Origin of the sequence: Escherichia sp. HH26CH, assembly GCF_009820205.1 — a bacterium.
Lineage (GTDB): Bacteria > Pseudomonadota > Gammaproteobacteria > Enterobacterales > Enterobacteriaceae > Escherichia > Escherichia coli_F.
In genome coordinates, this window is record NZ_VNXM01000066.1 from 122501 (window position 1) to 136667 (window position 14167).

Annotated in this window: 17 protein-coding genes; all 17 read right to left on the bottom strand. The window is 57.0% G+C overall.

All coding sequences use genetic code 11. The annotated features are described in order from the left end of the window. Genes FQ015_RS21655 through FQ015_RS21735 form a run of 17 tightly spaced genes read right to left on the bottom strand, consistent with a single transcriptional unit; the run spans nt 1 to nt 13952 of the window. Complete coding sequence (locus FQ015_RS21655; protein WP_001152632.1) at nt 1-699, bottom strand: phage minor tail protein L; 699 nt, start codon at nt 697-699, stop codon at nt 1-3. After that, nucleotides 699-1028 carry a phage tail protein gene (locus FQ015_RS21660; protein ID WP_000847379.1) on the bottom strand — a complete coding sequence of 110 codons (330 nt, stop codon included), beginning with the start codon at nt 1026-1028 and terminating at the stop codon, nt 699-701. Before FQ015_RS21660 ends, FQ015_RS21655 begins: the two co-directional genes overlap by 1 nt. Continuing rightward, nucleotides 1025-3604 (bottom strand): phage tail tape measure protein, encoded by a 2580-nt coding sequence (locus tag FQ015_RS21665; protein ID WP_000840349.1) that lies wholly within the window; start codon nt 3602-3604, stop codon nt 1025-1027. Before FQ015_RS21665 ends, FQ015_RS21660 begins: the two co-directional genes overlap by 4 nt. After that, the gene (locus tag FQ015_RS21670) at nt 3597-4031 is read right to left on the bottom strand and encodes a phage tail assembly protein T (RefSeq protein WP_000459457.1); all 435 of its coding nucleotides are present in this window, start codon (nt 4029-4031) and stop codon (nt 3597-3599) included. The genes FQ015_RS21665 and FQ015_RS21670 overlap by 8 nt, the downstream gene beginning before the upstream one ends. Then, nucleotides 4013-4435 carry a phage tail assembly chaperone G gene (gpG, locus tag FQ015_RS21675; RefSeq protein WP_000479153.1) on the bottom strand — a complete coding sequence of 141 codons (423 nt, stop codon included), beginning with the start codon at nt 4433-4435 and terminating at the stop codon, nt 4013-4015. The genes FQ015_RS21670 and gpG overlap by 19 nt, the downstream gene beginning before the upstream one ends. A gap of 15 nt (nt 4436-4450) precedes the next feature. Beyond that, entirely contained in the window at nt 4451-5191 is a 741-nt protein-coding gene (locus FQ015_RS21680; RefSeq protein WP_001358372.1) for a phage tail protein, read from the bottom strand. A 7-nt stretch (nt 5192-5198) separates the two neighbouring features. Next, nucleotides 5199-5594, bottom strand: a complete 396-nt coding sequence (locus tag FQ015_RS21685; protein ID WP_000683105.1) for a phage minor tail U family protein — start codon at nt 5592-5594, stop codon at nt 5199-5201. Continuing rightward, a complete protein-coding gene (locus FQ015_RS21690; protein ID WP_000975081.1) occupies nt 5591-6169 on the bottom strand; it encodes a phage tail protein in 579 nt (192 codons plus the stop codon). The genes FQ015_RS21685 and FQ015_RS21690 overlap by 4 nt, the downstream gene beginning before the upstream one ends. A gap of 11 nt (nt 6170-6180) precedes the next feature. Continuing rightward, nucleotides 6181-6534: a head-tail joining protein gene (locus FQ015_RS21695; RefSeq protein ID WP_000785282.1), complete on the bottom strand. Its 354-nt coding sequence runs from the start codon at nt 6532-6534 to the stop codon at nt 6181-6183. Between the two features lie 11 nt (nt 6535-6545). After that, the gene (locus tag FQ015_RS21700; protein ID WP_000158875.1) at nt 6546-6941 is read right to left on the bottom strand and encodes a DNA-packaging protein FI; all 396 of its coding nucleotides are present in this window, start codon (nt 6939-6941) and stop codon (nt 6546-6548) included. A 41-nt stretch (nt 6942-6982) separates the two neighbouring features. Continuing rightward, a complete protein-coding gene (locus FQ015_RS21705) occupies nt 6983-8008 on the bottom strand; it encodes a major capsid protein (protein ID WP_000063250.1) in 1026 nt (341 codons plus the stop codon). A 55-nt stretch (nt 8009-8063) separates the two neighbouring features. After that, entirely contained in the window at nt 8064-8396 is a 333-nt protein-coding gene (locus tag FQ015_RS21710; protein ID WP_001358225.1) for a head decoration protein, read from the bottom strand. A 9-nt stretch (nt 8397-8405) separates the two neighbouring features. Beyond that, nucleotides 8406-9725: a S49 family peptidase gene (locus tag FQ015_RS21715; RefSeq protein WP_000123248.1), complete on the bottom strand. Its 1320-nt coding sequence runs from the start codon at nt 9723-9725 to the stop codon at nt 8406-8408. After that, on the bottom strand, nt 9706-11307 hold the full coding sequence (locus FQ015_RS21720) for a phage portal protein (RefSeq protein WP_160524493.1): 1602 nt from the start codon (nt 11305-11307) through the stop codon (nt 9706-9708). Before FQ015_RS21720 ends, FQ015_RS21715 begins: the two co-directional genes overlap by 20 nt. Further along, nucleotides 11304-11510 (bottom strand): phage head-tail joining protein, encoded by a 207-nt coding sequence (locus FQ015_RS21725; RefSeq protein ID WP_000198149.1) that lies wholly within the window; start codon nt 11508-11510, stop codon nt 11304-11306. The genes FQ015_RS21720 and FQ015_RS21725 overlap by 4 nt, the downstream gene beginning before the upstream one ends. Then, the gene (locus FQ015_RS21730; protein ID WP_001027269.1) at nt 11507-13432 is read right to left on the bottom strand and encodes a phage terminase large subunit family protein; all 1926 of its coding nucleotides are present in this window, start codon (nt 13430-13432) and stop codon (nt 11507-11509) included. The genes FQ015_RS21725 and FQ015_RS21730 overlap by 4 nt, the downstream gene beginning before the upstream one ends. Beyond that, entirely contained in the window at nt 13407-13952 is a 546-nt protein-coding gene (locus tag FQ015_RS21735; protein ID WP_000453587.1) for a DNA-packaging protein, read from the bottom strand. The genes FQ015_RS21730 and FQ015_RS21735 overlap by 26 nt, the downstream gene beginning before the upstream one ends. Nucleotides 13953-14167 lie beyond the last annotated feature (215 nt).

Sequence of the window (14167 nt, forward strand, 5' to 3'; positions counted from 1 at the left end):
TCACTGCGAAAGTTTGTTAATGGAAAGGAAGCCGCCAAAGTTGCCGACGTTATTGCGAAACTTACAGCCGCTCAGGCATTTGCTGCATTTATCCTTCGTGATATCGGACGTCGGCTGATCATATTCATCCGCGACCGCCGGACCGTGATAACCGCACTCATCACCGCGATAGGTCCAGGTGCAGGTGTTGGCCAGCATGATACGTCCCGGAAAAACGGCACCGTCCGTTTCCGTCGGCGTGGACAGTACAAAAGAGGCACTGACCGCGCTCAGTTCGCTGCACTGCTCGATGCGCCAGCGGCTGATCACCTCCTGCTCCGGATCGGCGTCACTGTTTCCGTTGACGAAGTTCACCGCATCCAGAAAACGGGCGTAAACCTTACGCCGGACCACCGTTCCGCCGACCAGACTCTGCATATCTTCCGCCATCCCGGTGACCATACCGTACAGGTTAGAAACCGTCAGCGTGGGGCGCGTACTGGTGCCTTTGCCATTCAGTTCAAAACCGCTCCCCTGAATGGGATACGGCTGATACTGTCGCCCCTGCCAGGTGACCGGCTCACCTTTTTCGTTCTGCTCATTACAGAAAAAATAACGTTCTCCACCGACCTCTGTCAGGTCGATTTCCCAGAGCACCACGCTGGCCGACTGCTCCGCACGGGTGCATTCATTCAGTGTTTCCTGCCGGATATCCTGCATCAGTTCACCACCTGTTCAAACTCTGCGCTGAACTCAACACGCAACATACTGACCCGCGACGACCATTTTGCGCAGGTCACCTTTATCTGCCGCCACTCATAAGGCGGCGTCCACAGAAAGGATTTCCAGCCCCCGTGCTCTTCCAGAAACGACTCCAGTACCGTGGCCTCCTCACGGGGGACAGAAAGCGTCACGCTGTACGTTTTCAGGTTGGCATTCAGCCCGGCAGGCGCTCGCTGAGAATAGCCATCACCAAAGCGCACCTTTCTTACAGAAGGGACCGAAGCCACATCCATACCGGGTTTCACTTTCCAGCGGAAGGTCTTCATCGTCCACCTCCGGAGAACAGGCCACCATCACGCATCTGTGTCTGAATTTCATCACGGGCACCCTTGCGGGCCATGTCATACACCGCCTTCAGAGCAGCCGGACCTATCTGACCGTTCGTGCCGTCGTTGTTAATCACCACATGGTTATTCTGCTCAAACGTCCCGGACGCCTGCGACCGGCTGTCTGCCATGCTGCCCGGTGTACCGACATAACCGCCGGTGGCATAGCCGCGCATCAGCCGGTAAAGATTCCCCACGCCAATCCGGCTGGTTGCCTCCTTCGTGAAGACAAATTCACCACGGTGAACAATCCCCGCTGGCTCATATTTGCCGCCGGTTCCCGTAAATCCTCCGGTTGCAAAATGGAATTTCGCCGCAGCGGCCTGAATGGCTGTACCGCCTGACGCGGATGCGCCGCCACCAACAGCCCCGCCAATGGCGCTGCCGATACTCCCGACAATCCCCACCATTGCCTGCTTAAGCAGAATTTCTGTCATCATGGACAGCACGGAACGGGTGAAGCTGCGCCAGTTCTGCTCACTGCCGGTCAGCATCGCCGCCATATTCTGTGCAATACCATCAAAGGTCTGCGTGGCTGCACTTTTTACCTGCGACATACTGTCCGTGGCGCTCTCTTCCCACTCACTCCAGCCGGACTTCAGGCCTGCCATCCAGCTCCCGCGAAGCTGGTCTTCAGCCGCCCAGGTCTTTTTCTGCTCTGACATGACGTTATTCAGCGCCAGCGGATTATCGCCATACTGTTCCTTCAGGCGCTGTTCCGTGGCTTCCCGTTCTGCCTGCCGGTCAGTCAGCCCCCGGCTTTTCGCATCAATGGCGGCCCGTTTTGCCCGTTGCTGCTGTGCGAATTTATCCGCCTGCTGCGCCAGCGCGTTCAGGCGCTCCTGATACGTAACCTTGTCGCCAAGTGCAGCCAGCTGGCGTTTGTACTCCAGCGTCTCATCTTTATGCGCCAGCAGGGATTTCTCCTGTGCAGACAGCTGGCGACGTTGCGCCGCCTCCTCCAGTACCGCGAACTGGCTCTCCGCCTTCCACAAATCCCGGCGCTGCTGGCTGATTTTCTCATTTGCTCCGGCATGCTTCTCCAGCGTCCGGAGTTCAGCCTGAAGCGTCAGCAGGGCAGCATGAGCACTGTCTTCCTGACGATCGCCCGCAGACACCTTCACGCCGGACTGTTTCGGCTTTTTCAGCGTCGCTTCATAATCCTTTTTCGCCGCCGCCATCAGCGTGTTGTAATCCGCCTGCAGGATTTTCCCGTCTTTCAGTGCCTTGTTCAGTTCTTCCTGACGGGCGGTATATTTCTCCAGCGGCGTCTGCAGCCGTTCGTAAGCCTTCTGCGCCTCTTCGGTATATTTCAGCCGTGATGCCTCAGACTCGGCCCAGTCCTTTGCTGCCATCTCTCTGGCCTTTTCAAGATCGGCCTGCAACGTGGCGGCTGAAAGCCCAAGTTGCGCATTCGCTCTGTCCTCCCATGCTCCCCGGAGATTGGCAAGAAATGCTGAGGTTTTACCGCGCCGGTGGCTCCGGCTCTGATACCACTGCCATTTTTTGTCCGCCTCATCAAAAGCCTTTTCTGCTTTCTCCAGCATTCCCTGGGCAGTGTCCGGGCGACCAATATCCAGCACCGAATCCCACATGGATTTGAATGCCCGTGCTGTCCTGTCTGCCCAGGTCTCCAGCGTGCCCATGTTCTCTTTCAGGCGGCGGGTCTGGTCATCAAACCCTTTCGTTGCGGCCTCGTTCGCCGCCTGCAATGCCCCGGCTTCATCTCCGGAACGCTGCAACTGAGCAACATACGCAATCTGCTCCGCCGTCACGTTATGGAACTGACGTGCCATCGCTGTCAGTCCCGACGTCGGGTCTGTGGTCAGCTTCCCGAAGGCTTCAGCGACCTTGTCCACCTCCACGCCGGATGCAGAGGAGAAACGCGCCACACTCTGGCTGATCGCCTCAAACTGCTCACCACCACGCACACCGGCATTCACCAGCGCCGTCAGTGACTCGCTGGTCTGGTTAAACGTCAGCCCTGCCGCCTGCCCGGCTCTGGACAGGACCAGCATACGATCTGCCGTCAGTCCCGCCTGATTGCCGGAAAGGACCAGCGTTTTGTTGAAATCGGACAGGGTTGAGTTGCCCTGATACCAGGCATACGCCAGCGCACCGGTCGCCACCGCCAGCGAGGTGGCCCCCACCATCGGCAGGGTGATCGCACCGGCAAGCCCCCTGAACATGGGGATCATCCCGCCGAAGGAGTCCTTAACCTGCCCCCCCTGTTGCAGCAGGATCAGCCACGGGCTTTGCCCGCCTGCAAGCTGCGTGGCCACGTCGGTGAACTGTGCAGGCAGCATACGCATGGCGGCTTTATACTGCCCGACGGAAATCCCCGCTTTCTGTGCAGCCAGCGCCTGTCGGCTCAGCGACTGTTCAACGACTGCCGCTGTTTTTTTCGCATCAGTTTCCGTACCGGAAAAATGACGCCTGACTCTGGCCATCTGCTCGTCAAATCTGGCCGCATCCAGACTTAAATCAACGACCAGATCGCCTACCGGTTCAGCCATACCGGACTCCTCCTGCGATCCCTTCTGATACTGTCATCAGCATTACGTCATCCTCCGTCATGTCCGCCACATCCGGGGAAGCGGGGATAACTTCATTCCCGTCCGGGCCAAAGCGGACGCCTCCGGCAAGCCCTGCCGCTTTCTGCATCAGCACATCATCTTCAGGCTCTTCGTCAGCCTCACGCCGGTTCAGCAGACTGAAATCCAGCGGATGCATATCCGGATCGCTGAAAAACAGGCTGAGCACGGTGTACGTCAGCCCGGAAAAGTGCATATCCAGCAGAACATCATGAAAATAATGGGTACTGTAAAAGCGGTGCCAGTCGGCATACTCCGTGGATGACATCCCGGCAAGCATGGCACGCCAGTCGGGTCGCCCCATCTCTCGCGCCAGTTTCAGGGCAAAACTCAGCTCACCGTCGAACACTTTCCCGCAGAAACAGGCTCTGCGGGCCCGGCGTCCTCTGTCTGTTCAGGGGCATTATTCACAACAAACTCATACATACCAGACAGCCGGTACACCACGTTTTCAGCATGAGAAATTGCCTCCGTGGGCCAGGTGGTAAGCACTTCCTGCTCAATCTGTTTAACGGCTTCATTCATGGACGGCATCTGCGTCTTCTGCGGATGGTTATGCCACAGGGACATCGCCACCAGAAACGCGCCGGTTCTGATGGCGTCTTCCACAGTAAACTTCCGGTTGCTGTCTGACTCCGCCTGTTCTGCCTGCCGTTTCATCAGGGCGAGATGCTCAATTCGCTGCAGGGCTGACAGTTCAGAAAGCGTGACGGTCACACCGTTATGTTCAAATGATTCGGTTTTCAGGAACATCGCTGACTCCCCGGATTAACTGGCGGTGACGGTGATTTCTGCAACCGCAGCAAGTTCACCATTACCGGATACGACCGGAATGTTGACCTTGCCTGCAGCAACACCTTTCACGGTGATGGTCATACCACTGACCGACACGGTGGCTTTTGTTTTATCCGCAGACACCGCACGGAAGCTCTTGTCGGTTGCGCCTTCCGGCTGGAATGCCACGGTCAGCGTGGTGCTCTGCCCTTTCACCACCGAGGTGCTGGCAGGCGTCACAGTCATGCCGGTTGTCGCCGTCACCGTGCTGCGATCTTCTGCCATCGACGGACGGCCCACGTTGGTGACTTTCACCGTGCGGGTGATCACTTCCTTCGCCGTCACCGCCTTACCGATACTGCTGACCCAGCCGCGGAACACATCGACCGTGCCGTTCGGGAAGCGGATTTTATAGGCTCGGGTATCCCCTTCATTAAACCACGCCAGCAGCGCCTGCTGCCCCTGCTCTCCGGGCATCCACGCCAGCGTGAAGCTGGTATCTCCGGCAGATTTCTGCCCCTGCCCGGTCGCAGTCCAGTCTGCATCTTCATCATCGAGATAGCTGTCGTCATAGGACTCAGCGGTCAGTTCGCCGGGCGTCAGGTCTTTAACTTTTGCCAGACGCGACCAGTCAACGTCTGAAAGCGGATTCGCATAAGGGTCACCGCTTCCCTTATAAACCCACAGGGTGGTCCCGGCACCTTTCACCGGCATTACAGGATTTGGTACAGGCATAGCGTCCTCACATTTCATAGGTAATGACATAAGTCAGATCGGCTGAACTCCACAGGCCCGCATCATCGTCGCGCCGGTAGTCATAGCCGCTGGCCACCATACTGGTGATCAAATCTGACAGTGCCGGGATATCACTCATCACCGGATAAATCCGGGACTCCATCCACGCATCCAGCTCTGAATCCGGCACCTGAGCAGGCAGGAAAACTTCAATATGCAGCTCCGCCTGCCATGTATCGCTGTCCAGCTCTTCGCCCGTGTATTCAGCGCCGGTGAGATAAACGGCAACTGCCGGAAAATCCGCCTCATCAAAAACAGCGGGGCGACCATCAAAAAACGTCGCCCCGGTGTCATGCTTCTCCAGTGCATCCAGTACGGCTGCACGGAGTTCAGTATGTTTCATCGCTTTATTACCATTCTCAGTTGATGCTGCAGCGCATAGCCCAGCTCTTTCGGAAGACGTTCACGCCGTATCCGTTCAATATTCTGTTTAAACGCCGTGGTCAGCGGCACCGCCATCGGGATTTTCACCACATCAATGGGGTAACGGTTTTTCCCGGCCACACGCTGCATGACATGCCACCGGCCATTTTTCAGTTGCTGAATAAACGCGCCGGGAATACGACGGTTTCCCACCACAAGCACGCTGCCGCCACCTTTCAGGGATGAACGCTGCCCCTTTTTACGACGTCTGCGGCGGGAAAGGACAACCCGCGCGTTACCCAGCTTGATTACGGGCAAATCCCCCCGGTTAACCCTGATTCTGGCCTGCGGATTTTTGACCGTGGCCCTTTTCAGCCTGGCCCTTTCCTTTACCAGTTTCCGGCGTACCTTTGTCTCACGGGCAACCTGTGACGCAGACTGCGATATCGCGGATGACGCAACGCGGTTAATGGCCATTGCGGCGGCACCAGGCACCGCCGTTTTGCTGATACGGCTGAGGTTTTCAACGGCCTGCTCAAGACCTTTTATGGCCATACATCCCCCTTTCAGCGGCGACGGTTAACGGCAGGCGGCACGCCACGCCCAAGCCAGAGATGACAGCTTCCGCCATCATCCGGCGAAATCCGGTCCACCCAGAAGTTTTCCTCGCCGATGGTCAGTGTGTCTCCACGCCGCAGCTGCCGCACATCATCAGTCCGGACAAACAGGGACGGGCTGGAGCCTTCAACGCGCACCCCCTGTCCGGCATAGCTGATATTTTCAGGGTCATCAAAAACACCACGTATCACAGCACCGGACAGCTCACCGGATGTCATGGTGGCTGACGTTCCCATGTACCCGCGTATCGTTTCATCGGCGCGGGCAATGGCAGCATCGAACAGGTTATCGGAATCAGCCACAGCGCCTCCCGTTATTGCATTCTGGCCAGGCCATGTTCTGTCATTTCGGCTGCCACACCGGCAGAGACACGAAACGCCGTTCCCGGCAGCACAAATGCCACAGGCTCATCCCGCGTGGCGTGAAGTGCATCAGTATGCAGCGTCACCAGTGCCACGACCGTGACCAGAGCAGCCGTATCAATCACGGTATCCGGCTGCGCTGATACCACCTCATTTTCATGTCCGGTCAGCGCATTTTCCGGGCTGACAGATGTGTCCTGACCGGCAGCGTCATCCGTGTCATCAAGCTCCTCTTCCAGCTCTGCCACACGGAGCACCAGTTCTTCTTTCGTCCCCGTCAGGCTGACATCACGGTTCAGTTGCTCACCCAGCACCTGAAGACGGGCAATCAGTTCATCTTTCGTCATGGACTCCTCCACAGAGAGAAAATGGCCCCGAAGGGCCATGATTACGCCAGTTGTACGGACACGAACGCATCAGGATCAGCCAGCAGCATCAGCGGTGCTGACTGAATCATGGTGAACTCACGCGCCGGATCGCCGGTGGTCACCCAGTTTTTCGGGTAGCGGGCAGAGGCGTTAATACCTTCGCGCTGTGCGTCCGCATCCTGAATGCAGCCATAGGTGCGCAGACCGCGTGCCTGAGTGTTCCCCAGCACCATCGTGTTGTCCGGCAGGAAGTTCTTTTTGACGTCGTTTTCCACGTACTGTCCGGAATACACGACGATCGCCGTATCGCCATACATCCCCTTATAGGACACCGCTTCGCCCAGGTCTTTTACCGCTGTCTCCAGCTCGGAATGAGAGCCGCGACGGGTATCCAGCTTCTCCTTGACGGCTTTGAAGGAACGGAACAGCGCCCAGCCTTTCGGATCAAACACGATGATATTCACCACGCCGCTGGCGTTCAGCGCATAGGCTTCGATATCGTCGGTCGGGTCATACGTGGACTTGTCACGCTTGCTCCACTCCGTACCACCGGACTGTGTGATGTTGTTCGCCGCACTGCGGCCCATATCCACCTCAACCGGATCGAAGGCTTCACCGGTCATGGTGTATTTGCCCTTAAGCACAGCAGAAACTGCCTGCATCTCTTCGACCTGAGCAATGGCCAGCTCTTCGTCTCGCATGTTCTGCATGATGATGCGACGGCGGCGGTAAGCCGGGTCCGCCAGATTCTGCGGATCTTCATCCGGCAGGCGACGCAGGGTCATCTGCGGATTCACCTCATGCTTGGGTTTGACATATCCCGGCGTAAATTCAGAGGTGGAGCCGCCACGGGAACGGATAACCTCACCGGAAACAATCGGCGAAACGTACAGCGCCATGTTTACCAGTCCCGGAATTTGTGAGAGATAGACTTTCTCCGTGGTGAAGGGATAGCTCTCACGGAAAAAGAGACGCAGAAACAGCGGATCAAACTTAAATTTCTGCTCATTTGCCGCCAGCAGCTGGGCGGTTGTGTACATCGACATAAAAAAATCCCGTAAAAAAAGCCGCACAGGCGGCCTTTAGTGATGAAGGGTAAGGTTAAACGATGCTGATTGCCGTTCCGGCAAACGCGGTCCGTTTTTTCGTCTCGTCGCTGGCAGCCTCCGGCCAGAGCACATCCTCATAACGGAACGTGCCGGACTTGTAGAACGTCAGCGTGGTGCTGGTCTGGTCAGCATCAACCGCCAGAATGCCAACGGCAGTACCGTCGGTGGTGCCATCCCACGCAACCAGCTTACGGGTGGAGGTGTCCAGCATCAGCGGGGTCATTGCAGGCGCTTTCGCACTCAATCCGCCGGGCGCGGTTGCCGTATGTGCCGGGTCACTGTTGCCCAGCGGCTGGTAATGGGTAAAGGTTTCTTTGCTCGTCATAAACATCCCTTACACTGGTGTGTTCAGCAAATCGTTAACGGCATCAGATGCCGGGTTACCTGCAGCCAGTGGTGCCGGTGCCCCCTGCATCAGACGATCCAGCGCAGTGTCACTGCGCGCCTGTGCACTCTGTGGTGCAGCTGCCAGAATGCGGCGGGCCGTTTCCACGGTCATACCGGGGGTTTCGGCCAGCACACGTGCCTGTTCTTCGCGTCCGTGAGCTTCCTCACAGTTGAGGATCCCCATAATGCGGCTGTTTTCTGCCGCAACCGCAGCGGTGATCTGCGCGTTCACGTCCGGCTGCGCCGCGCTGGCGTTTTCGCCCTCCGTCGCTTGCACCACGTCAGTAACGTCAGCCTGCGAAGCAGTGGCTGAAACAGTTGTTGATTGAGTCTCTTTGGTCATTCGCCCTCCTGAGAGACGGGATTTACGTGCATCCAGTGCATCACGCATAACGGTGATCGCATCGGTGCTGTTGACAAGTTCATCAGCCAGTCCGGCATCAATGGCCTCCTGACCGCTGTACACTGCAGCCTCGGTATCCAGCACAGCCTGCACGGACAGGCCGGTATATGCCGACACCTTCTGCGCAAACATCCGGCGGGTTGCATCCATCCGGGACTGCAGTGTCTCCCGGACATCACCCGGTAGATGGCTGTAGGGGTTGCCATCCACCTTATGGCTGCCGCTGTAAATCAGCGTGATTTCCACGCCCTGTTTCTCCAGCGCAGCGCCGTAATTACTGTGAGCCATCATGACGCCGATGGAGCCTGTCCGGGCGGTCTGCGTGACCAGACGCCGGGAGGCGGCGCTGGCAAGCAGCTGACCTGCACTGCAGTTCATGTCGTTGGCCAGCGCCCATACCGGCTTTATGTCACGCACACGGGCGATGATGTCAGCACAGTCAAATGCTCCCGCCACCATCCCGCCCGGTGTGTCCATATCGAGCAGAATGCCGTCCACCATCGGATCGCTGGCAGCCTGTTGCAGACGGGCGATAATGCCGTTGTAACCGGTCATTCCCGAATACGGCTGCAGCGCCCGCGTCCGGCTGACCAGCGTACCGGACACCGGCAGCACGGCGATGCCGTTCATGACCTGATAACTGCGGGCCTGTCGTGGTCCGTCATCATCACCGGATAACGCCAGCGCCGCGGGTGCCTCTCCGGCAGTCAGGCTGTCGCCGGATACTGCATCCGTCAGGCGACTGATCCCAAGCTGGCCTGCAAGCGCACAAAAGAAAACCCGCGCATAGGCGGGTTCAAGCATCAGCGGCTCATTAAAAGCCATGCTGGCAATATGCGGGAGATTACGCAGCTCTGCTGTCACTCTTCTCCTCCTCTGTTGATTGTCGCAGTCCGGATTCAAATGCCGCAGCCGCCCAGGCGGGCGGTTTAAGACCGGCTGCACGGCGCTCCATCGTTTCACGGACCTGCTGGGCAAAAATTTCCTGATAGTCGTCACCGCGTTTTGCGCACTCTTTCTCGTAGGTACTCAGTCCGGCTTCTATCAGCATCACCGCTTCCTGTACTTCTTTCAGACCATCGATGGCCATACGACCGGAGCCTATCCAGTCACAGTTCCCCCAGGCGCTGCGGGCTTCCTGAAAGCTGAAGCGCGCTTTTGAAGGTAACGTCACCACGCGGCGAACGATGGCCTCTTCCAGCCAGCACAGAAACATCTGGCTCGCCTGACGGGATGCGACGAATTTTCGCCGCCCCATAAAGTACGCCCACGACTCGTTCGCACTGGCCCGTGCCGTGGAGTAGCTCATCTGGGCGTAATTCCGGGAAAGCTGCTCATACGAGACACCCAGCCCGGCAGCGATATACCGCAACAGTGACTGCTCAAACACGGAGTAGCCGTTATCCGTGTCCTGAGCCGTCTGCAGGTTCAGTGAGTCCCCCGGCATCAGGTGCGGCACTTTTGCGCCTCCCAGACGGACCGGTGCTGCGGCGTAATACGCGGCAATTTCACCAATCCAGCCGGTCAGCTTGTCCCGCTGCTCCTTACTGTTCGCGCCCAGAATAAAATCCATCGCTGACTGCGTATCCAGCTCACTCTCAATGGTGGCGGCATACATCGCCTTCACAATGGCGCTCTGCAGCTGCGTGTTCTGCAGCGTGTCGAGCATCTTCATCTGCTCCATCACGCTGTAAAACACATTTGCACCGCGGGTCTGCCCGTCCTCCACGGGTTCAAAAACGTGAATGAACGAGGCGCGCCCGCCGGGTAACTCACGGGGTATCCATGTCCATTTCTGCGGCATCCAGCCAGGATAGCCGTCCTCGCTGACGTAATATCCCAGCGCCGCACCGCTGTCATTAATCTGCACACCGGCACGGCAGTTCCGGCTGTCGCCGGTATTGTTCGGGTTGCTGATGCGCTTCGGGCTGACCATCCGGAACTGTGTCCGGAAAAGCCGCGACGAACTGGTATCCCAGGTGGCCTGAACGAACAGTTCACCGTTAAAGGCGTGCATGGCCACACCTTCCCGAATCATCATGGTAAACGTGCGTTTTCGCTCAACGTCAATGCAGCAGCAGTCATCCTCGGCAAACTCTTTCCATGCCGCTTCAACCTCGCGGGAAAAGGCACGGGCTTCTTCCTCCCCGATGCCCAGATAGCGCCAGCTTGGGCGATGACTGAGCCGGAAAAAAGACCCGACGATATGATCCTGATGCAGCTGGATGGCGTTGGCGGCATAGCCGTTATTGCGTACCAGATCGTCCGCGCGGGCATTGCCACGGGTAAAGTTGGGCAACAGGGCTGCATCCACACTTTCACTCGGTGGGTTCCACGCCCGCAACTGCCCACCAAATCCGCTGCCACCGCCGTGATAACCGGCATATTCACGCAGCGATGTCATGCCGTCCGGCCCCAGAAGGGTGGGAATGGAGGACGTTTTCATACATAAAATCCTGCAGGTCCCCTGCGTCGCTGTGTCATGCCGGTCTGCACTTCCAGCTCCGCAATGTATTTTTTCAGGTCAGACACGGAAGTGGCCGTAAACTCCACTCGCCGTCCGTCTTTCTGTACCGTTGCCACCCGTTTTCCTGTCATCAGGTCATGCAGTGCCGCACGGGCAGCGGCAAGTTCTTCCTGTCGCGTCATTCATCCTCTCCGGATAAGGCACGGGCGTAATCTGCCAGTGTTTTCTTGTTGGTTGCTGCACCATCCTCTTCCTGCAGGCTCGCCAGCAGTGCACTGAGATCCAGCTGCCAGCGGGAAATACTGATGCGCAGCGCCGCCAGCGCATAAACGAAGCAGTCGAGCGCCTCATTGCGTCGCTTTTTGCTGTCCCACAGTATTTTTTTCCTGCCATCCACCCATTTTTCGACCTGCTCTTCAGCAGTCAGCTGCTGCGCTTCGGTCAGATCAAAAATATCCGGGTTATTCGGGAAGTGAACGGCACCGGGAAGCGGTTCATCCCCTTCCGGCGTCAGTGTGAAGCGGTTATAAATCTGCTCTTTCGCGGTATCCGTACCGATTTCGGTAAGGTAAACCCCGTTTTTGTTTCGCTTACGTGGCATGCTGGCCACTGGCTTTCCGTAGACGGATGCCCCTTTAATGGGGATCACCCGGAACAGCCCATGCTTTTTCGAGCGTTCATACACAATGGTCGGGTCAATCCCGCCAGTATCCCAGCAGATACGGGATACCGACATTTCTGCACCATTCCGGCGGGTATAGGTTTTATTGATGGCCTCATCCACACGCAGCAGCGTCTGTTCATCGTCGTGGCGGCCCATAATAATCTGCCGGTCAATCAGCCAGCTTTCCTCACCCGGCCCCCATCCCCATACGCGCATTTCGTAGCGGTCCAGCTGGGAGTCGATACCGGCGGTCAGGTAAGCCACACGGTCAGGAACGGGCGCTGAATAATGCTCTTTCCGCTCCGCCATCACCTCAGCATCCGGACGTTCGCCAATTTTCGCTTCCCATGTCTCACCGAGCGTGGTGTTCACGAAGGTTTTACGTTTTCCCGTATCCCCTTTCGTCTTCATCCAGTCTTTGACAATCTGCACCCAGGTGGTGAACGGGCTGTACGCCGTCCAGATGTGAAAGGTCACACTGTCCGGCGGCTCAATCTCTTCACCGGATGACGAAAACCAGAGAATGCCATCACGGGTCCAGATCCCGGTCTTTTCGCAGATATAACGGGCATCAGTAAAGTCCAGCTCCTGCTGGCGGATGACGCAGGCATTATGCTCGCAGAGATAAAACACGCTGGAGGGGTCATCCGGCGTCCATTTGAGGCCAAACGGCGTCTCTTTGTCGCCAAATTTAAGATACTGCTCCTCCCCGCAGTGCGGGCAGGCAACATGAAAACGCATAAAATGCGGGGATTCACTGGCTGCACGCTCAATCTGGCAGGTGCCTCTCACTTTGGGCGTGGAGCCACGGATGGACTTTGGCCAGACCGAGCCTTCAATACGTTTGTCGCCAAGGAACGTCGGAGAGCCTTCCTGTTCAATATCCTCATCAAAGGCAGCAAGTTCATCATAACCCGCCACATCCACCGACTTTTCACGGTAGTTTTTTGCCGCTTTACCGCCCAGGCACCAGAAGCCACGACCATTGGAAAAACGCTTCATAGTGAGCGTGTTATCCCGGTGCTTTTTGCCATACCACGGAGCCAGCGCCAGCAGCGACGGAATATCGCGGATGGTCGGCTCAACGTGGGTTTTCATAAAGTTCTCGGCATCACCATCCGTCGGCAACCAGATAAGGGTGTTGCGCTGCTTATGCTCTATAAAGTAGGCATAAACACCCAGCAGCATTTTGGAATAACCGACACGGGCAGACTTCACCACATTCACCTCACGGATGTAGTCGCTGCCCATCGCATTCATGATGGCCCGCTGAAAGGGCAGTGTTTCCCAGCGCCCTTCCTGGTATGCGGATTCTTTTGGGAGATAGTAATTGGCATCCGCCCATTCAACGGCGGTCTGTGGCTCCGGCCTGAACAGTGAGCGAAGCCCGGCGCGGACAAAATGCCGCAGCCTGTTAACCTGACTGTTCGATATATTCACTCAGCAACCCCGGTATCAGTTCATCCAGCGCGGCTGCTTTGTTCATGGCTTTGATGATATCCCGTTTCAGGAAATCAACATGTCGGTTTTCCAGTTCCGGAAAACGCCGCTGCACCGACAGGGGGATCCCGTCGAGAATACTGGCAATTTCACCTGCGATCCGCGACAGCACGAAAGTACAGAATGCGGTTTCCACCACTTCAGCGGAGTCTCTGGCATTTTTCAGCTCCTGTGCGTCGGCCTGCGCACGCGTAAGTCGATGGCGTTCGTACTCAATAGTCCCTGGCTGGAGATCTGTCTCGCTGGCCTGCCGCAGTTCTTCAACTTCCCGGCGCAGCTTTTCGTTCTCAATTTCAGCATCCCTTTCGGCATACCATTTTATGACGGCGGCAGAGTCATAAAGCACCTCATTACCCTTGCCACCGCCTCGCAGAACGGGCATTCCCTGTTCCTGCCAGTTCTGAATGGTACGGATACTCGCACCGAAAATGTCAGCCAGCTGCTTTTTGTTGACTTCCATTGTTCATTCCACGGACAAAAACAGAGAAAGGAAACGACAGAGGCCAAAAAGCTCGCTTTCAGCACCTGTCGTTTCCTTTCTTTTCAGAGGGTATTTTAAATAAAAACATTAAGTTATGACGAAGAAGAACGGAAACGCCTTAAACCGGAAAATTTTCATAAATAGCGAAAACCCGCGAGGTCGCCGCCCCGTAACCTGTCGGATCGCCGGAAAGG